The organism is Streptomyces sp. JNUCC 63 (assembly GCF_054366325.1).
Genome location: NZ_CM135963.1, coordinates 2440669 through 2458894, shown reverse-complemented (window position 1 = coordinate 2458894; position 18226 = coordinate 2440669). Strand labels below are relative to the sequence as shown.

The window sequence follows — 18226 nt, the reverse complement described above, 5'->3', positions numbered from 1 at the left end:
CGGGCGATGTGCGCGGGCCCCGCCCGCCGCGAACCTTGAGCCATGTCCATCATCCAAGTGAGCGAACTGCGCAAGTCCTACGGCGGCCGGACCGTCGTCGACGGCGTCTCCTTCGCCGTCGAGGAGGGCGAGATCTTCGGCATCCTCGGCCCGAACGGCGCCGGCAAGACCACCACCGTCGAGTGCGTCGAGGGCCTGCGCGTCCCCGAGGCGGGCCGCGTCCGCGTCACCGGCCTCGACCCGGTCGCCGACCACGAGCGGGTCGCCCGCGTGCTCGGCGCCCAGCTCCAGCAGAGCGAGCTGCAGGCCAAGCTCACCGTGCGCGAGGCGCTTCAGCTGTACGCCTCCTTCTACCCGCGCCCGGCCGACTGGCGGCCCCTGGCCGAACGCCTCGGTCTGACCGAGAAGCTCACCACCCGGTTCGCCGAGCTCTCCGGCGGCCAGAAGCAGCGGCTGTTCATCGCGCTCGCCCTCATCGGCAACCCCCGCGTGGTCGTCCTGGACGAGCTGACCACCGGACTCGACCCGCGCGCCCGCCGCGACACCTGGCAGCTCATCGAGGACGTCCGGGCGAGCGGGGTCACCGTCCTCCTCGTCACGCACTTCATGGAGGAGGCCCAGCGGCTGTGCGACCGGATCGCCGTCATCGACAAGGGCCGGATCGCCGCCCTGGACACCCCGGACGGCCTGATCCGGCGCTCGGCCGGCGCCACCGTCGTCAGCTTCACCCCGTCCGCGCCACTGGACGAGCACGACCTGAACGCGCTGCCCGGGCTGGCCTTCCTCACCCACAAGGACGGCCGGATCACGCTCTCCGGCACCGACGAGACCGTCAACGCCGTCATCACCCTGCTCGCCCGCCACCGCATCACCGCCCACCAACTCCGCGTCACCGACGCCACCCTCGACGACGCGTTCCTGGACCTGACGGAGGTCACCGTATGAGCAACGCCCTTGTGCACCGGGCCGTACTGCGCACCGAGATCCGGCTCTTCGGCCGCGAACCCGGAGGCATCTTCTGGATCCTGCTGTTCCCCACCCTGCTGCTGGTGATCCTCGGTTCCGTCCCGTCCTTCCGACAGCCCGACCACTCCCTCGGGGGCCTGCGGCCCATCGACGCCTATGTGCCGGTCACGGTGCTGCTCGGGCTGCTCATGGGAGGGCTGCAGGGCATGCCGCAGACCCTCACCGGCTACCGCGAGCGCGGCATCCTGCGCCGGATGTCCACCACGCCGGTCCGGCCCGCCGCCCTGCTGTCCGCACAGATGGCGCTGTACGGGGGAGCGGCCCTGGCCTCGGCGCTGCTCGCGCTCGCCGTCGGGCGGCTCGCCTTCGACGTGACGTTGCCCCGGCAGCCGTTCGGCTACGCAGTCGCCCTGCTGCTGGCGGTCCTGGTGGCCCTCGCCCTGGGCTCGGTGATCTCCGCGCTGTCCCGCACCACGAAGATCGCGGGCGCGATCGGGTCCGCCGCGCTCTTCCCGATGATGTTCTGCGCGGGCGTGTGGCTGCCGGTGCAGGCCATGCCCGACACGCTCGCCCGGATCGTCGGCCGCACGCCCTTCGGCGCCGCCGCGCAGGCCCTGAACCAGGCGGCGGCGGGCCACTGGCCCGGCTGGTCCCACCTGGGGGTCCTGGTCGCGTGGATCGTGCTGCTCACCGCGGCGGCCTCCCGCTGGTTCCGCTGGGAGTGAGCGGCGGCGTGCGCGGCTCCGTGCCCGACACTGAGGGGATGAGCGAGATGGGGGTGGTCGAACAGCGGTGGGCGGTGTTCCACCGTTGGGGGCCGGCCGGGCTGCTGACCGTCGGTACCGCGGTCGCCTCGGCGGCGGCCGACGTGGTCGGCATGACGAGCGGCGAGCGGAACGCGGCCGCCGGCCTGGTCGTCGCGGCGTACGCCCTGGAGCTGTGGTGGGGGTGGGGTTCCCGCACCCGCCCCGGCCCGTCCCCGGCGAGCGCCGGACACTACGCCCTGCGCTGGGCAATCGCCTTCACCCTGACCTGGCTGAACCCTCTGTTCGCCTTCTACGCCGCCATCGGCTACTTCGGCGCCGACCGGCTGCTGCCGCAGCGGCTGCTCAAGGCCGGTCTGTTCGCCACCGCCGTGACGGTCGCCGGCTCGCAGTCGGGCGGGTTGCCTCCGCGCGGGCACATGGGATGGGTCATGTTCGGGGCGATCCTCGCCGTGCATGTCGTGCTTCTGGCGCTGTTCTCCCACTTCGCCGCGCTGGAGGACGCCCGGGCCCGCACCCAGGCCGAGACCATCGCCGAACTGGAGCGCACCAACACGGCGTTGCAGCAGGCCCTCGACGAGAACGCCGCCCTGCACGCCCAACTCCTCGTCCAGGCCCGCGAGGCCGGCATCGCAGACGAGCGCCGCCGTCTGGCCGCCGAGATCCACGACACCCTCGCCCAGGGCCTGACCGGCATCATCGCCCAGCTCCAGGTCGTGGCGAACGCCCCGGACGATGCCGTGGCCCACGAGCACGTCGACCGCGCGATCGACCTGGCCCGGCACAGCCTGGGCGAGGCCCGCCGCTCCGTGCACAACCTCTCCCCGGTGGCCCTCGACGGCAACGGTCTGCCCGAGGCGTTGAAGAAGACGGTCGCGGACTGGGGCGAACGTACCGGCTCACGGGCCGACTTCACCGTCACCGGCACCGCCGAGCAGCTGCACGAGGAGGTCGCGGCCACCCTGCTGCGCATCACCCAGGAGGCCCTGTCCAACGCCGACCGGCACGCCCGCGCCTCCCGTGTCGGCGTCACCCTGTCCTTCATGGGCGACGAGGTCTCCCTCGACATCCGCGACGACGGCCGCGGCTTCGACCCCCTCGCCCTCCCGGAACGCACCCGCGCCGGCGGTTTCGGCCTCGACGGCATGCGCGCCCGCGCCGAACGCATCGCCGGGTTCCTCACCGTCGAGTCCGAGCCGGGGCACGGCACGGCGGTCTCGGCTCACGTACCGTTGGTGCGCCATGACCGATGACGCCGTGATCTCCCTGTTGATCGTCGACGACCACCCCGTCGTGCGGGACGGCCTGCGCGGCATGTTCGAGTCCGCGTCCGGGTTCACGGTTCTCGGCGAGGCCGCGGGGGGCGTCGAGGCGGTCGAGAAGGCCGCCGCCCTCGACCCGGACGTGATCCTCATGGACCTGCGCATGCCGGGCGGCTCCGGCGTGGACGCCATCCGGGAGCTGACCGGCCGCGGCGCCCGCGCCAGGGTGCTGGTGCTGACGACGTACGACACCGACTCCGACACCCTTCCCGCGATCGAGGCGGGCGCGACCGGCTACCTGCTCAAGGACGCCCCGCGCGACGAGCTGTTCACCGCCGTCCGGGCCGCCGCGCAGGGCCGTACGGTGCTCTCCCCGGCCGTGGCCTCCCGGCTGGTCTCCGCGGTCCGCGCGCCCGCCTCCGGGCCCCTCTCCGCCCGCGAGCGCGAGGTCCTCGCCCTGGTCGCCAAGGGCACTTCCAACCGGGAGATCGCCCGCGAGCTGTTCATCAGCGAGGCCACCGTGAAGACCCACCTCACCCACCTGTACGCCAAACTCGGCGTCAACGACCGCGCGGCGGCGGTCGCGGTGGCGTACGACCGGGGGATCCTCGGCTAGTCCACGACCTTGAGCAGCAGCACCGACCTGGCCGGTACCGTGATCGCCGCACCCGAGGCGTGCGACACGCCCGGCGCGTCCGCCTGTTCCTCCCGCGAGGTGTCCACGACCACCTCGTACCGCTCCGCCCACGGCGGCCCCGGCAGGACGAAGCTCACCGGGTGGTCCCCGGCGTGCAGCACGGCCAGGAAGCTGTCGTCGACGACCGGGGCGCCGCGCTCGTCGCGGCCCGGGATGTCCCGGCCGGACAGATACATGCCCAGGGTGGCGGCGGGGGCGTACCAGTCGCCCTCCGTCATCTCCGTGCCGCGCGCGGTGAACCAGGCCAGGTCCCGCAGCCCGTCCGCCGAGTGCGCGCGCCCGGAGAAGAACGCGCGGCGGCGCAGCACGGGATGCCGGTGCCGCAGGGCGATCAGACGGGAGGTCAGCTCGAACAGGGTCCGCCAGCCGGGGTCCGCCAGCAGGCTCCAGTCCAGCCAGCCGATCTCGTTGTCCTGGCAGTAGGCGTTGTTGTTGCCGCGCTGGGTGCGGCCCAGTTCGTCGCCGGCGACCAGCATCGGCACGCCCGTCGACAGCAGCAGCGTGGTCATCAGGTTCCGCAGCTGCCGGCGCCGCAGCGCGCGTATTCCCTCGTCGTCGGTCTCGCCCTCCGCCCCGCAGTTCCAGGAGCGGTTGTCGTCGGTGCCGTCCCGGTTGCCCTCGCCGTTGGCCTCGTTGTGCTTGCGCTCGTACGACACCAGGTCCCGGAGGGTGAAACCGTCGTGCGCGGTGACGAAGTTGACGGAGGCGTAGGGGCGGCGGCCGTTCCACGCGTACAGGTCGCTGGAGCCGGACAGGCGGTAGCCCATCTCCCGCACGTCCGGCAGGGCGTGCCGCCAGAAGTCCCGTACGGCGTCGCGGTAGCGGTCGTTCCACTCCGTCCACAGCGGGGGGAAGGCGCCCACCTGGTAGCCGCCCGAGCCGACGTCCCACGGCTCGGCGATCAGCTTCACCCGGCGCAGCACCGGGTCCTGGGCGATGACCGCGAGGAACGGGGAGAGCATGTCCACGTCGTGCATGGAGCGCGCCAGCGCCGCCGCCAGGTCGAAGCGGAAGCCGTCCACGCCCATCTCGGTCACCCAGTAGCGCAGCGAGTCGGTGATCAGGCGCAGTACGTGCGGCTGGACCACGTGCAGGGTGTTGCCGCAGCCGGTGTAGTCGGCGTATCGGCGCGGGTCCGGCTGCGGGCGGTAGTAGCGGTGGTTGTCGATGCCCTTCAGGGACAGTGTGGGGCCGTACTCGTTCGCCTCCGCCGTGTGGTTGTAGACCACGTCGAGGATCACCTCGATACCGGCCGCGTGCAGCGCGCGCACCATCCGCTTGAACTCGCCCACCTGCTGCCCCGTGGTGCCGGAGGCGGCGTAGGCCGCGTGCGGGGCGAAGTAGCCGATGGAGTTGTAGCCCCAGTAGTTCCTCAGGCCCCGGCGCAGCAGGTGGTCCTCGTGCGCGAACTGGTGCACCGGCAGCAGCTCCACCGCCGTCACGCCCAGCCTCACCAGGTGCTCGACCGCCGCCGGGTGGGCCAGTCCGGCGTACGTGCCCCGCAGTTCCTCCGGGACCCCGGGGTGCAGCCTGGTGAAGCCGCGTACGTGCAACTCGTAGATCACCGAGTCGGCCCACGGCGTCTTGGGGCGGCGGTCGTCCGACCAGTCGTCGTCATCGTGGACGACGACGCCCTTGGGCACGTACGGCGCCGAGTCCCGCTCGTCGCGCACGGTGTCCGCCACCGACTGGTCGGGCCAGTCCCGGACGTGCCCGTACACCTGAGGGGGCAGCCGGCTGTAATCATTTCCTTTGGCGCCGTCCACCGCGCGCGCGTACGGGTCGAGCAGCAGCTTGGCCGGATTCCAGCGGGCGCCGGTCCACGGGTCCCAGCGGCCGTGCACCCGGTAGCCGTAGCGCTGACCCGGCATCACGCCGGGGACGAAGCCGTGCCAGATCTCGTGCGTCAGTTCGGTGAGCCGGGCGCGGGTCTCCCTGCCCGACTCGTCGAACAGGCACAGTTCCACCGCCTCCGCCCCGCCCGCCCACAGCGCGAAGTTGGTGCCCGCCACCCCGTCCGGGCCGGCCCGGAAGCGGGCGCCCAGCGGTGCCGGCGCGCCCGGCCACACGGGCACGCCGGGCGGCGGCGCGGTGCGGCGGGCGCCGTTCACGGCGGCGGACGGGCGGTCCTCCTGGACGGCCCGCCCGTTCTCGGTGGTCCACGCCTCCTCGGTGGTCCACGCCTCCTCGGCGGTCTGCGCCTCCTCGGCGGCCCGCCCGTCCTCGGTGGCGCACCCGTCCTCGGTGGCGCGTCCGCCCGCCACCGCCTCCTGCTCGGCTGCGCTGGACACCTGGTCGGCCCCTTTTTTCAGCTCTTGCGGCTCTTGTGACCCCTGCGGCCTCTGCGGCCTCTGCGGCTCCTGCGGCCCCTGTGGCTCGTCCGCCTCCGGCCCGCCCTTCCCTGCGGCTGACTCCCGGGCGCGGCTCCCCGCCGCGCGGTCCTCCCCACTGTTCTGCCCACGGCGTGCCTCGCACTCACGTTTCCCCGGGCGGCCCCGGTCGTTGGGCAACCCGTGAGGCATGCAACTGGGCGCGCACGGCGCGCGGGGGCCGCGCTGGCCGCCGTACTGACATGGGCAGGACTACTGGCCGGGGCCGCCGGCTGCACCTCGGGCGGCGCCGGAGGGCTCGACCGGGTCTTCGGCGAGCCCCCGGCGCCCGAGGAGATCGTCAGGATCTCGCCGGACAACGGCAGCAAGGGCGTCCGGCCCGGCGAGAAGCTGCGGGTGCGGGCCACCGACGGACACCTGGAATCCGTCACGGTCGTCAAGTCCCAGGACGCGCAGGACACCCCGGTGCCCGGGCACTTCTCCCGCGACCGCCGGACCTGGCAGCCCGACGACGGCCGGCTCGCCCTCGCCGCCAAGTACACCGTCGACGCGGTGGCCGACGACGAGGCCGGGCACCGCTCCGCCCGGCACACCACCTTCACCACCTTCGTCCCCGACAAACGCTTCATCGGCTACGTCACCCCGGAGAACCGCTCCGTCGTGGGCACCGGAATGATCGTCTCGCTGTCCTTCAACCGGCCGGTCACCCACCGCGCCGCCGTCGAGCGGGCCGTCCACGTCACCGCCGAGCCACCGGTCGAGATCCGCCCGCACTGGTTCGGCGGGAGCCGGCTCGACTTCCGCCCCCGGGAGTTCTGGAAACCGGGCACCCGGGTCACCGTCGAGCTGCGCCTGAGGGACCTCGAAGGGGCGCCCGGCGTCTACGGGCTGCAGTCCAAGACCTTCTCCTTCACCATCGGCCGCAGCCAGGTCTCCCTGGTCGACGTCGCCGCCCACACCATGCAGGTCCGCCGCGACGGCCGGCTGCTCACCACGCTCCCCGTCACCGCCGGGGCACCGAAGCACGCCACGTACAACGGGACGATGGTGGTGATGGAGATGCACGAGGTCACCCGCATGGACAGCCGCACGGTCGGCCTCGGCAACGAGTACGACGTCCCCGACGTCCCGCACGCCCTGCGGCTCACCAACTCCGGCACCTTCCTGCACGGCAACTACTGGTCGGCCCCGGGCACGTTCGGCCGCGACAACGTCAGCCACGGCTGCGTGGGCCTGAGGGACGTCAAGGGCGGCGGGACAGGGACGCCGGCTGCCTGGTTCTTCGACCGCAGCCTCGTCGGCGACATCGTCCGGATCGTCAACAGCGACGACAAGACGGTCTCTCCCGACAACGGCCTCGGCGGGTGGAACATGGACTGGGACCGGTGGAAGGCGGGCAGTACGGCCAAGTGACCGGCCGAGGACGAGGACTGGGGGGTCGTCCGGTAGCTGTTGAAGTTGGGACTGAACAGTGACAATCGCCTGACAAATTGCCCCTGACCTTGTGGTTACTATGCGGCCAGTGCGCGGGATGCGCACTGGGGCGCGGGTCCGGACCGGCCCGGGGAGGGGAGACGAACTTGAACGTGCGGCCGATATCGGGGACGTCGGTGGACGCGCGGGGACGACGGGGGAACAGGGGGCTGCTGGCGCTGGTGTCCGGCATGCTGGTCCTCACCGTCACCGCGTGCGGCGGGGGTGCTTCGGGCGGGGGGCCCGGGGAGAGCAAGGGCAAGGACTCCGACACGGCCCGGAGCAAGCAGTCGCAGGCGGTCGTGACCATCGCGCCCAAGGACGGCGCCAAGTCCGTGGACACCAGCGGCGCCCTCGAGGTCGGGGTGAGCAAGGGCAAGCTCACCCAGGTCGTCGTCAAGGACACCAAGGGCGCGGAGATACCCGGGGAGATATCCGGCGACGGCACCTCCTGGACGCCGAGCAGGCACCTGTCCGCCTCCACCGAGTACACGGTGCACGCGGTGGCCAAGGACTCCGCGGGCCTCGAGGCGGCCGAGGACTCCACCTTCACCACGCTGACCCCGCAGAACACCTTCGTCGGCTACTTCACCCCCGAGGACGGCTCCACCGTCGGCGTCGGAATGCCGTTCTCGCTCCGCTTCACCCGGGGCATCACGGAGCCGAAGGCCGTCGAGAAGGCGATCGAGATCAAGACCGAGCCGGCCGTCGAGGTCGCCGGCCACTGGTTCGGCAACGACCGCCTCGACTTCCGCCCCGAGCACTACTGGAAGGCCGGCACCAAGGTCACCGTCAAGCTCGACCTCGACGGCGTCGAGGGCCGCCCCGGCGTCTACGGCAAGCAGAGCAGGACCGTCTCCTTCACCATCGGCCGCAACCAGGTCTCCGTGGTCGACGCCAAGAAGCACACGATGAAGGTCATGCGGGAGGACAAGGTCATCAGGACCATCCCCATCACCGCCGGCGCGCCGGGCACCGACACCTGGAACGGCCGGATGGTCATCAGCGAGAAGCTCAAGGTGACCCGCATGAACGGCGAGACGGTGGGCTTCGGCGGCGAGTACGACATCAAGGACGTCCCGCACGCCATGCGCCTGACCACCTCCGGCACCTTCCTGCACGGCAACTACTGGGGCGGCGGCGCCTTCGGCAACTACAACGCCAGCCACGGCTGCATCGGCCTGCGCGACGTACGCGGCGGCTACGACAGCGGCACACCGGCCGCCTGGTTCTTCAACCGCTCGATGATCGGCGACGTGGTGGTCGTCAAGAACTCCCGCGACCGGACGGTCGCCCCGGACAACGGGCTCAACGGCTGGAACATGTCCTGGGACGAGTGGAAGGCGTAACGCGCCGCTGCGGACCGGCCCGGTGTGACCGACCGCACCGGGCCGGTCCCCGTTAGAGGTCGCGCAGATAGACGGCCGCTGGGGCGGCGTTGAAGGCGTGTACGCCAGCTAGGCTCAGAAGATCACCGGTTACAGACCGCTATGAGGGAGCCATGGCCGTCACCTACTTGATGCTCGCGCGGCTACCTGAAGGCGGCTTGGGCACCTTCGACGCTTATGAGAGCGCTGTCCTGCCCCTCCTTGCCGAGTATGGAGGGCGTCTTGAGCGCCGACTGCGCACTCTGGACGATCAGGTCGAGGCCCACCTCATAGCCTTTCCCACCAGCGAGGATCTCGCTGCCTACCGGGCGGATCCCCGGCGTTCTGCCGCTGCACCACTGCTGGAGTCGTCTGGGGCAGCGGTCGAACTGCTCGCGGTGCGCGACGTTTAGATGCGGCGCGGATGAGGGTGCTGTCATGGTCGGCGGTTTGGGCGTTCGTCCCAGCGGTGAGTCGCCCATGCCTGCCGGATCAGGCTGCGCACGGTGATAACCGCGTCGGCGAGGTCGAAGAAGGCGTCGACGACGGTGGCGCGCCGCTCGTAGCAGCGGGCGAGCCGGTGGAAGGCGTTCTGCCAGGCGTGGGTACGTTCCACGTGCCACCGCCGACTGGCCTGGATGGGTGCCTTCTCGCCTTTGTGCGCGATACGGCCGTGGAAGCCGCGATCGTCGAGCACAGCGCGGGTCTTGTCCGAGTCGTAGCCGGCGTCCAGATGGACGGTGATGTCGTCGGGCAGCGGTCCGAGGTCGTCCAGGCGGTCCAGGGTCGGGGCGAGCAGCGGGGAGTCGTGGCGGTTGGCGCCGGCCAGGACCCGGCCCAGCGGAATGCCGTATCCGTCCGTCATGCCCGAGCGTTTCAAGCCCTGTTTGCCGCGGTCGACCGGGGAACGCCCGGCCACCTCGCCGCCTCCGGGAGCCTTGGTGATAGAGCCGTCCACGGCGATCTGGTCGAGGACGAGTCCCACGATCCGGTCGTAGGACTCCAGCGCGATCTGCTTGAGCCGGGTGAAGACGCCCAGTTGTATCCACTCGTCGCGGCGGTTGCGGATCGTGGTGGCCGAGCAGGTTGTGTCGGCGATCGCCTGGTAGGAGCAGCCGAAGCGCAGGAGCTGCAGCATCTTGTCGAAGACGATCCGGTCGCTGATACGTCGGCGGTGGCAGCCAAGTGGATGGTCCGGGTGGTACTCCGGCCGCTCGGGCAGCAGGGCCGCGAATTGGTCCCAGAGCGGTTCGGCGAGCCATGATGGCAGCGCGGGCACAGGTCTCCTCAGTGATCACAGAGCGTCGCAACTCCATGATCACCAGAACCTGTGCCCGTCCTGTTGCCGGTGTCCCCAACCGCACCTATCCGCGCGACCTCTTAGTCCCCGTTAACCTGCTCCCATGACCGTATCTCTGGAAGTCGCCGAGGGCGTCGGGACGCTGCGCCTGGACCGCCCGCCCATGAACGCGCTCGACGTCGCCACGCAGGACCGGCTCAAGGAGCTCGCCGAGGAGGCCACCCGCCGCGAGGACGTGCGCGCCGTGGTGATCTACGGCGGCGAGAAGGTGTTCGCGGCCGGCGCGGACATCAAGGAGATGCAGGTGATGGACCACGCGGCGATGGTCCTGCGCGCCCGCGCCCTGCAGGACTCCTTCACCGCCGTGGCCCGCATCCCCAAGCCGGTGGTCGCCGCGGTCACGGGCTACGCGCTCGGCGGCGGCTGCGAACTCGCGCTCTGCGCGGACTACCGCATCGCCGGGGAGAACGCCAAGCTCGGTCAGCCGGAGATCCTGCTCGGCCTCATCCCCGGCGCGGGCGGCACCCAGCGGCTGTCCCGGCTGATCGGCCCCTCCAAGGCCAAGGACCTCATCTTCACCGGCCGTCAGGTCAGGGCCGACGAGGCCCTCGCGCTGGGCCTGGTGGACCGCGTGGTGGCACCCGACCAGGTCTACGCCGAGGCGCACGCGTGGGCCGCCAGGCTCGCCCAGGGTCCGGCGATCGCGCTGCGCGCCGCCAAGGAGTCGATCGACACCGGTCTGGAGACCGACATCGAGACCGGACTCGCCGTCGAGCGGAACTGGTTCGCCGGCCTGTTCGCCACGGAGGACCGAGAGCGCGGCATGCGCAGCTTCGTGGAAGAGGGCCCCGGCAAGGCGAAGTTCCTGTGATTCACCCCTTCGGGGACTTGCAATTGACGTGATGTCTGATCCGGGTCCCTCGACAGGGCGGTTTATGGCAGCCTTAACGCAGCCTTAAGCGTGTCTTGTCGAGGGAGCCGGTCGATTGCCGCCAGCCGATCCGTCCGCGCAGGTCAGCCAGGACGTTCCGGGGTCCGAGGTGCCGTTGGCATATGCCGCCCGAAAGGTGCGTGCAGGGGGCGCCCAGGGGGCGTATTCACCCGGAACCGCCCCGGGGGAGGCGGCGGACGGCCATCATGGGGGCATGGCGGGGCTGGAGGGTATCGAACAGCCGCGGGGACAGTCACGTGCGACCGCGGCGCGCTGGTCGCCCGCGGTCGAGGACGAACGCGCGCAGAAGGCGCTGGAGTTGTTCGGCAACCCGGCGGAGGAGGAGGTTCCGCTGCCGTCCCTCCCCGAGTCCGCCGCCACCGCCCGCCGGCTCGCCCAGGTCGTCGTCCTGCGCCAATGGGGACTGTCGCCCAAGATGGTGGAGGACACCGTCCTGCTCGTCTCCGAACTCGTGGGCAACGCCGTACGGCACACCGGCGCCCGGGTCTTCGGCCTGCGGATGCGCCGCCGCCGCGGCTGGATCCGCGTCGAGGTCCGCGACCCCTCCCGCGGGCTGCCGTGTCTGATGCCGGTGCAGGAGCTGGACATCAGCGGACGCGGCCTGTTCCTCGTCGACAAGCTGTCCGACCGCTGGGGAGTCGACCTGCTGCCGCGCGGCAAGACGACGTGGTTCGAGATGCGGGTGGGCGACCGCTGACGGGCGTCTCGCGCCCCTGACCGACGCTCACCTCGTTGTCCATACGTGTGAATAGCCCGTTTTCTTACTCTGTGCCTCTTAAATGGTGCGGGTGACCACGACCGACCGCCGCCGCGTGCTGCGGGCCGGTGCCGGGCTCGTCGCCGGGGGCGCGCTCGCCACCGGGTGTTCGTCCACCGGCGCCGCCCCGCACTCCGCCGCGTCCTCCGTAGCGCCTTCCGGGCCCTCGAGTACCGCGTCCCCGCAGGCCGCGCCCACCCCGCGTGCCTTCCCCCGGCAGCCCGCGCAGATCACCCACGGCCCGCGCGACCGGCCCCGTGTCGCCCTCACCTTCCACGGCCAGGGCGACCCCGCGCTCGCCCGCGCCCTGCTCACCGCGGCCGAGGAACACGGCGCCCGCCTCACCGTGCTCGCCGTCGGCACCTGGCTCGACCAGTATCCGCAGATGGCCCGCCGGATCCTCGACGGCGGCCACGACCTCGGCAACCACACCCAGCGCCACCTGGCCGTCAACGCGATGACGGAGGACGGCGCCCGCTCCGAGATCACCGGCTGCGCGGACCGCCTGAAACGGCTCACCGGCTCCATCGGCACCTGGTTCCGCCCCTCGCGCGCCCCGACCGCCTCCCCGCTGGTCCAGCGGCTGGCCCGCGCGGCCGGTTACCCGCACGTGCTGTCGTACGACGTCGACTCCCTCGACTACACCCGGCCAGGCGCCCCCGCCGTCACCCGCAAGATCCTGGCCGAGGCCCGGGGCGGCTCCGTGGTGAGCCTGCACTTCGGGTACCCGGACACGGTCACCGCCCTTCCCGACGTACTCAAAGAACTCGACCGCCGCGGCCTGAAAGCGGTCACGACCACGGAGCTGCTGAGCTGATGCACCCCACTCGAATCGCCCGGGCCCTGATCGCCGGCGTCGCCTGCCTCGCGTTCACCACCCTGTCCGCCTGCAGCAGTGGCGGCGGCTCGAAGCACCAGGCCGACGAAGCCCTCGGCAGCAAGGCGCCCGCACAGCCGGAGCCGAAGCAGCAGGCTGTCGACGGGCTGCCCGGCATGCCGCCCGTCCTCGACCCGACCGACGTCTACGCCGCCGACCGCCCGAACCAACTCTCCCCGGTGGTCAAGGACTTCCCCTCCCGGGTCTACGTTCCCAACACCAACTCCAACACCGTCACGGTCATCGACCCCAGGACGTACAAGATCATCGAGACGATCCCGGTGGGCCGCCAGCCCCAGCACGTCGTGCCGTCCTGGGACCTGAGGACACTGTGGGTCAACAACGACCTCGGCAACTCCCTCACCCCCATCGACCCCAGGACCGGCAGGGCGGGCAAGCCGGTCGCCGTGCACGACCCTTACAACCTCTACTTCACCCCCGACGGCAAGTACGCCGTCGTCATGGCCTCCAAGGACCGCCAGCTCGTCTTCCGCGACGCGCACACCATGAAGGTGGCGAAGACCGTCCCGGTCAGCTGCGCCGGCGTCAACCACGCCGACTTCTCCATCGACGGCCGCTACTTCATCGTCTCCTGCGAGTTCAGCGGCGAACTGCTCAAGGTCGACACCGCGAAGATGAAGGTCGTCGGCCAGCAGAAGCTGGACCACCGCGGCGCGATGCCGCAGGACGTGAAGGTCTCGCCCGACGGCAGGAAGTTCTACGTCGCCGACATGGTGGCCAACGGCCTGTGGATCCTGGACGGCGACACGTTCGGCAAGCCGAGGTTCCTGGCCACCGGCAAGGGCGCCCACGGCCTCTACGTCAGCCGCGACTCCCGCGAGATGTACATCTCCAACCGAGGCGAGGGCACCATCTCCGTCTTCGACTTCGCCCAGAACAAGCTGACCAGGAAGTGGCGCCTGCCCCACGGCGGCAGCCCCGACATGGGCGGCGTCTCCGCCGACGGCAAGGTGCTGTGGCTCTCGGGCCGCTACCACTCCGAGGTCTACGCCGTCGACACCCGCACCGGCACCCAGCTCGCCCGCATCAAGGTCGGCAGCGGCCCGCACGGCCTCGCGGTCTACCCGCAGCCGGGCCGCTACTCACTGGGCCACACGGGAGTCTTCCGCTGACCACGGGAGTCGTCGAGTTGAGTCTCCACCCACTGGAAGCCCCGGACTCGCCCACATGACGGAAGACGGCACCGGACTCCTCACGATCGGCGAACTGGCCCGGGCCACCGGACTGACCGTACGGACCGTCTGCTACTGGTCCGACGAGGGCACCCTGCCCCCGGTGGCCCGCTCCACGGGCGGCTACCGCCTCTACGACGCCGCGTCCGTGGCCCGCCCGGAGCTGATCCGCACCCTGCACGAACTGGGCCTCGGCCTGGACGGCGTGCGCAGGGTGCCGGCGGGGGAGCGGACGGTCGCGGAGGTCGCGGCCGCCCACGTGGCCGCCCTGGACGCCCAGATCCTCCCCCAGAGGGGGGACCCCCACCTGAAGGCGACCCGAGCGGTGCTGTCGACCGTGGCACGACGTGGATCGAGCGCGCGGGAGACGACCCTGGTGAACAAACTGGCGCGGCTGTCGGCGGCCGAGCGCAGACGGATCATGGAGGAGTTCGTGGAGGAGATGTTCCACGGGCTCGACACCGCCGATCCGGAGATCCGTGAACGCATGCGGCGCAGCGCGATGGACCTGCCGGAGGACCCGACACCCGAGCAGGTCGACGCCTGGGTGGAGCCGGCCGGGCTGGTGCGGGACCCGGAGTTCCGGGCGCAGATGCGCAGGGCGGCCGAGTTCAACGCCGCCGGCCGAGGGCACGAGACGCCCGCGGGGGCGTCCATGCGGTTCACCAAGCGGCTCGTCCGGCCGGCCGGGCAGGCCCCCAGCGCGGCCTCGCCCCGGAGGCACCGGACGCCGACGAGGTGCTGCGGAACCTGCTCGGCGACGCCGATCGCGGTGCCGTGCTGGAGCGCATGCAGGCGTCCCAGAACGTCAGGCTCGCCCGCTACCGCGAACTGCCGGCGACCCTGAAGGGGACGCCCGCGCCGGCGCACGAGGAGGAGTTCGCCTGGGTGATCGCCGCACTGCGCGCCCGCGTGCCGGCGCCCTGATCGCGGCGCGAACGCAAGCGCCCCGCACCGGAGTCGACCGGTGCGGGGCGCCAGGTGGTGCGGTGCTACTTGAGGTGGACGATGCCGTCCGTGGTGACGGCGGGGCGGCCCGAGGTGCCGACGACCACGATCTTGATGGTGTGCTTCGCGCTGGTGGACCAGGTCTTGGTCCAGATGGCGTCCCGGTACTTGGTCGTCGCCGACTTCAGGTCGACCGTGGCGGTCTTGGTGCCGTCGACGTAGATGTGGGCCTGGCCGGAGGTGGAGGCCCGGGAGACGATCCAGGCCACGGAGCGGCCGGTGAAGGTCCAGGTCAGCGACGCGTTCTTGGTGGAGCTGGTGAACGACTTGCCGCCCAGGTAGCTGGTGGAGGACTTGCTCGTCCAGGTGCCGGTCCTGGCCGCGGCCGTCTCCTGGACGATGACGGGGGTGCCGGACACGGTGGCCGTGCCGGTGTTGCCCGCACGGTCGTAGGCGGTCATGGACCAGGTGGTCGCCGCACCGGACTTGGCGGTGAGGCCGGCGCTGGTGGTGGTCGGTCCGTAGGTGGCGGTGGCCGGGGCGGTGAGCCTGACCTCCTTCAGGGCGGCGTTGTCGGACGCCTTCCAGCTCAGGGTGATGGGGACGGCGGTGGTGTTCACCGTGCCCGTGCGCAGCGCCAGGGCCGGCTTGGTGGGGAAGGTGGGGGCGGTCGTCTCGGCGACGACCGTGGCCGCCGGGGAGGTGGCGGTCTTCCCGGACTGGTGGGTGGCGCGGACCTGGACCTGGTGGCTGCCCAGCGCCAGGGTGGCCTTGGCGGAGGTGGCGGTTCCCGCGGTGGTGGCCACGGCCTTGCCGTCGACGAGGAGTTCGTACTTGCTGATCAGCGCGGACGGGGTGGTGGCCGCCCAGTTCACGGTGATCGCGGCCTTGGTGTAGTACGTCGTGCCGGACAGGCCGGCGCCGGTGACGGACTTGATCGTCAGGCCCTTGACCGGGCCGGCGGCCCAGTCGCGGATGGTGGGCAGCTTGGCGTAGTACGCGTTGCCGGGGCACTGGGTGTTGTAGCCGTCGCGGTGGCCGTGGATGGCGGGCAGGCTCAGCTTCGCGCCCTTGGCCCAGGTCTTGCCGGTGTAGCTGCGGCCGCTGTCACCCGCGGTGAGGGTGGCCGTGCCGGTCGGGCTCACGCCGTACTGCCCCAGCTTCCAGGCCGCTATCCGGGCGACCGAGGTCAGCGCGGCGTCGCTCGGGGCGACGTCGGTGTAGGTGCCCAGGATGGAGATGCCGGTGGTCTCGGAGTTGAAGCCGTAGGCGTGGGCGCCCATGACGGGCAGGTCCACTCCGCCCTTTCGGCCCTCGTAGACGGTGCCGCACTTGTCGACGAGGAAGTTGTAGCCGAGGTCTTTCCACTCCAGTTGCCTGACGTGGTAGGCGTAGATGCCCCGGACGATGGCGGGTGCGTCGGCGCAGGTGTAGTTGTTGCTCTCGGCGGTGTGGTGGACCACCACCGCCTTGATCTTCCCGTCGGGCAGGTAACCGGGCTCCTCGGGGCTGATCGACTCGTCCGCACCCCACTTGGCACGCGAGACGATCGCCGGGCGCGGCGCGGTGGACGGGGGAGCCGTGGGCCCGGTCGTACTGGCGCTGGGACCGGGAGTTGCCGACGGGGGCGGGGAGGCGGGCGCGGAGGACGTCGGCGCCTGGCTGGAAGGGGCGGACTCGGCCGGAGGCTCCGGCTCGGCGGGAGCGGTGGTCTCCTCGTCGTCGGCCGACGCGGTCGGATCGGGAGCCTCGACCGTTTCCTCCTCCGTGGGATCAGGCGACTCGGACGGATCATCGGGCGCATCGACCTGGTAACCCGCCGGCTCCATCCCGCCCGGCGCTCCGGTACCGCTGCCGCCCTCGCCCGGATCGATCATGTCCAGGCGCAATCCGGCAGGCAGACGGTCGGAGGTACGTCCACCCGCGCTGACCCGCACCTCCACTCCGTCGGACGGCCCCACCCAGGCCGGCTCGGTACCGCCGCGCCGGGCGCCCGTCTCACCCTGGCCACCATTACCGTCCAGCCGCAGCCAGTCGGACCACTGACCGGATCCCGCCGCGCGGGTACGTGCCTCGATCGTGCCCGTGATCCGCGCCGAGGGGTCGCGCCAGGTGATGCCGAGCATGCTGAACGGCTCGGTCCGCTCTTCCTTCAGGGTGGCCTTGGTGCCGTGCTCGGTCGTCGGCAGGGCGGAGGTGCGGGCCTGGCTCCTGACGGGGCCGGGTCTGCCGTCACGACCGGCGTCCTGGCCCGTCCGATCGGAGCCTCCGTTCAGAACGAGCCCTCCGACGAGCCCTGCCGAGACCACGGCGGCCGTACCCCAGATATAGCGAGATCTACCCATAACGGATCTGCGATGTCCTTCGTGAGGAGCGAGAAAACAGGTGGCACCCGCACCGGCAGGGCGAGGCGACTCACACCCCAGACCCTCAAGATCCGCCGAAGGTTGCGCCATCATGCCGCAGAGCGGCAAGTGATGTGGATCACGCCCCTGGCCTGCCGAAGCCGAAGCAACTCGCCGACGTCGATCAGGGCCGAGCCGTTCCGCGGGCACCGCCCGACCGCGGTGTCGGTCGTTCGGTGCGGGGCCGGAATAGCTCGCGCCGGCCCGAGGTTGCACCTGGTCTGCAGCAGCTGCGCCAGGGACCGACCCACGGAAGGCAAGGCGAGCGGACATGAAGATCGGCATCATCGGTGCGGGGAACATCGGCGGCAATCTGACCCGGCGGTTCACTGCCGCCGGCCATGACGTCTCCGTCGCCAACTCCCGCGGGCCGCAGACCCTCACCGCGCTGGCCGAGGAGACCGGCGCGACCCCCGTACGCGCCGAGGAGGCGGCACGTGGCGCCGAGGTGGTCGTGGTCACCGTTCCCGTGAAGGCGGTCCCGAAGCTGCCGCCGGGGCTGCTCGACGGGGCGGCCGAGGGTGTGGCGGTGATCGACACCGGCAACTACTACCCGCGGGAGCGGGACGGCAGGATCGCGGCGATCGAGGACGAGGGACTGACCGAGAGCCGCTGGACCGAGCGGCAGATCGGCCATCCCGTGATCAAGGCGTTCAACGGCACCTTCGCCCAGGATCTCGTCGAACGTCCCCGCCCGGCCGGCGACCCCGAGCGCATGGCGCTCCCGGTGGCCGGTGACGACCAGGCGGCCAAGGCGAAGGTCAGGCAGCTCATCGACGAGATCGGCTTCGACACGGTGGACGCCGGCGGCATCGACGACTCCTGGCGCCAGCAGCCCGGCACCCCGGTGTACGGGATGCGTGGGGGAGTCGGCGCCGTCACCAGGGCCCTGGCGGAGGCGTCCCCGGAGCGCCCGGCGGACTTCCGGGCGTAGT

The 18226-nt window shown here is 71.5% G+C and carries 14 protein-coding genes and 2 pseudogenes; 13 read left to right on the top strand and 3 right to left on the bottom strand.

The annotated features are described in order from the left end of the window. The first annotated feature begins 42 nt into the window (after nucleotides 1-42). The 4 genes from ACX25U_RS11025 to ACX25U_RS11010 are packed head-to-tail and all read left to right on the top strand — an operon-like array spanning nucleotide 43 to nucleotide 3608. Entirely contained in the window at nucleotides 43-945 is a 903-nt protein-coding gene (locus ACX25U_RS11025; RefSeq protein WP_454391054.1) for an ABC transporter ATP-binding protein, read from the top strand. After that, nucleotides 942-1691: an ABC transporter permease gene (locus ACX25U_RS11020; RefSeq protein ID WP_454391052.1), complete on the top strand. Its 750-nt coding sequence runs from the start codon at nucleotides 942-944 to the stop codon at nucleotides 1689-1691. Before ACX25U_RS11025 ends, ACX25U_RS11020 begins: the two co-directional genes overlap by 4 nt. Before the next feature lie 38 nt (nucleotides 1692-1729). After that, complete coding sequence (locus ACX25U_RS11015; protein ID WP_454391050.1) at nucleotides 1730-2983, top strand: sensor histidine kinase; 1254 nt, start codon at nucleotides 1730-1732, stop codon at nucleotides 2981-2983. Then, complete coding sequence (locus ACX25U_RS11010; RefSeq protein ID WP_454391048.1) at nucleotides 2973-3608, top strand: response regulator; 636 nt, start codon at nucleotides 2973-2975, stop codon at nucleotides 3606-3608. The genes ACX25U_RS11015 and ACX25U_RS11010 overlap by 11 nt, the downstream gene beginning before the upstream one ends. On the opposite strand, the gene glgX is transcribed toward ACX25U_RS11010, so the two are convergent. Next, complete coding sequence (gene glgX / locus ACX25U_RS11005; protein ID WP_454394203.1) at nucleotides 3605-5800, bottom strand: glycogen debranching protein GlgX; 2196 nt, start codon at nucleotides 5798-5800, stop codon at nucleotides 3605-3607. The genes ACX25U_RS11010 and glgX overlap by 4 nt on opposite strands. Before the next feature lie 402 nt (nucleotides 5801-6202). On the opposite strand from glgX, the gene ACX25U_RS11000 reads away from it, so the two are divergent. The 3 genes from ACX25U_RS11000 to ACX25U_RS10990 all read left to right on the top strand — a co-directional run bounded on the left by ACX25U_RS11000 (nucleotide 6203) and on the right by ACX25U_RS10990 (nucleotide 9272). Next, nucleotides 6203-7432 (top strand): L,D-transpeptidase, encoded by a 1230-nt coding sequence (locus tag ACX25U_RS11000; RefSeq protein ID WP_454391046.1) that lies wholly within the window; start codon nucleotides 6203-6205, stop codon nucleotides 7430-7432. A gap of 167 nt (nucleotides 7433-7599) precedes the next feature. Then, the gene (locus ACX25U_RS10995; protein ID WP_454391044.1) at nucleotides 7600-8841 is read left to right on the top strand and encodes a L,D-transpeptidase; all 1242 of its coding nucleotides are present in this window, start codon (nucleotides 7600-7602) and stop codon (nucleotides 8839-8841) included. Between the two features lie 152 nt (nucleotides 8842-8993). Further along, the gene (locus ACX25U_RS10990; RefSeq protein ID WP_454387120.1) at nucleotides 8994-9272 is read left to right on the top strand and encodes a hypothetical protein; all 279 of its coding nucleotides are present in this window, start codon (nucleotides 8994-8996) and stop codon (nucleotides 9270-9272) included. A gap of 23 nt (nucleotides 9273-9295) precedes the next feature. Here ACX25U_RS10990 and ACX25U_RS10985 read toward each other — a convergent pair whose 3' ends face one another. Further along, complete coding sequence (locus ACX25U_RS10985; RefSeq protein ID WP_454391042.1) at nucleotides 9296-10138, bottom strand: IS5 family transposase; 843 nt, start codon at nucleotides 10136-10138, stop codon at nucleotides 9296-9298. Between the two features lie 124 nt (nucleotides 10139-10262). Between ACX25U_RS10985 and ACX25U_RS10980 the strand changes: the two genes are divergently transcribed. The 5 genes and pseudogenes from ACX25U_RS10980 to ACX25U_RS10960 all read left to right on the top strand — a co-directional run bounded on the left by ACX25U_RS10980 (nucleotide 10263) and on the right by ACX25U_RS10960 (nucleotide 14865). After that, nucleotides 10263-11030, top strand: coding sequence for an enoyl-CoA hydratase/isomerase family protein (locus ACX25U_RS10980; RefSeq protein ID WP_454391040.1), 768 nt, complete (start codon nucleotides 10263-10265; stop codon nucleotides 11028-11030). Between the two features lie 274 nt (nucleotides 11031-11304). Then, the gene (locus tag ACX25U_RS10975; RefSeq protein ID WP_454391038.1) at nucleotides 11305-11808 is read left to right on the top strand and encodes an ATP-binding protein; all 504 of its coding nucleotides are present in this window, start codon (nucleotides 11305-11307) and stop codon (nucleotides 11806-11808) included. Nucleotides 11809-11890: 82 nt separating this feature from the next. Further along, nucleotides 11891-12685 (top strand): polysaccharide deacetylase family protein, encoded by a 795-nt coding sequence (locus ACX25U_RS10970; protein WP_454391036.1) that lies wholly within the window; start codon nucleotides 11891-11893, stop codon nucleotides 12683-12685. Then, nucleotides 12685-13878 (top strand): YVTN family beta-propeller repeat protein, encoded by a 1194-nt coding sequence (locus tag ACX25U_RS10965; RefSeq protein WP_454391034.1) that lies wholly within the window; start codon nucleotides 12685-12687, stop codon nucleotides 13876-13878. Before ACX25U_RS10970 ends, ACX25U_RS10965 begins: the two co-directional genes overlap by 1 nt. 55 nt (nucleotides 13879-13933) lie before the next feature. Continuing rightward, nucleotides 13934-14865: pseudogene (locus ACX25U_RS10960) on the top strand (helix-turn-helix domain-containing protein). A 65-nt stretch (nucleotides 14866-14930) separates the two neighbouring features. Here ACX25U_RS10960 and ACX25U_RS10955 read toward each other — a convergent pair. Continuing rightward, nucleotides 14931-17231, bottom strand: coding sequence for an N-acetylmuramoyl-L-alanine amidase (locus ACX25U_RS10955; protein ID WP_454391032.1), 2301 nt, complete (start codon nucleotides 17229-17231; stop codon nucleotides 14931-14933). A gap of 325 nt (nucleotides 17232-17556) precedes the next feature. Between ACX25U_RS10955 and ACX25U_RS10950 the strand changes: the two are divergent. Beyond that, nucleotides 17557-18225 (top strand): annotated as a pseudogene (locus ACX25U_RS10950) (NADPH-dependent F420 reductase); the annotation flags it as partial. Nucleotide 18226: the final 1 nt, after the last annotated feature.

Excerpts from the sequence above, each read along its gene's own strand:
- ACX25U_RS10970 (WP_454391036.1), top strand. The coding sequence starts at position 11,891 with ATGGTGCGGGTGACCACGACCGACCGCCGCCGCGTGCTGCGGGCCGGT.
- ACX25U_RS10980 (WP_454391040.1), top strand. The coding sequence starts at position 10,263 with ATGACCGTATCTCTGGAAGTCGCCGAGGGCGTCGGGACGCTGCGCCTG.
- ACX25U_RS11015 (WP_454391050.1), top strand. The coding sequence starts at position 1,730 with ATGAGCGAGATGGGGGTGGTCGAACAGCGGTGGGCGGTGTTCCACCGT.
- ACX25U_RS10975 (WP_454391038.1), top strand. The coding sequence starts at position 11,305 with ATGGCGGGGCTGGAGGGTATCGAACAGCCGCGGGGACAGTCACGTGCG.
- ACX25U_RS11010 (WP_454391048.1), top strand. The coding sequence starts at position 2,973 with ATGACCGATGACGCCGTGATCTCCCTGTTGATCGTCGACGACCACCCC.
- ACX25U_RS10955 (WP_454391032.1), bottom strand. The coding sequence starts at position 17,231 with ATGGGTAGATCTCGCTATATCTGGGGTACGGCCGCCGTGGTCTCGGCA.
- ACX25U_RS10990 (WP_454387120.1), top strand. The coding sequence starts at position 8,994 with ATGGCCGTCACCTACTTGATGCTCGCGCGGCTACCTGAAGGCGGCTTG.
- ACX25U_RS11020 (WP_454391052.1), top strand. The coding sequence starts at position 942 with ATGAGCAACGCCCTTGTGCACCGGGCCGTACTGCGCACCGAGATCCGG.
- ACX25U_RS10965 (WP_454391034.1), top strand. The coding sequence starts at position 12,685 with ATGCACCCCACTCGAATCGCCCGGGCCCTGATCGCCGGCGTCGCCTGC.
- ACX25U_RS11025 (WP_454391054.1), top strand. The coding sequence starts at position 43 with ATGTCCATCATCCAAGTGAGCGAACTGCGCAAGTCCTACGGCGGCCGG.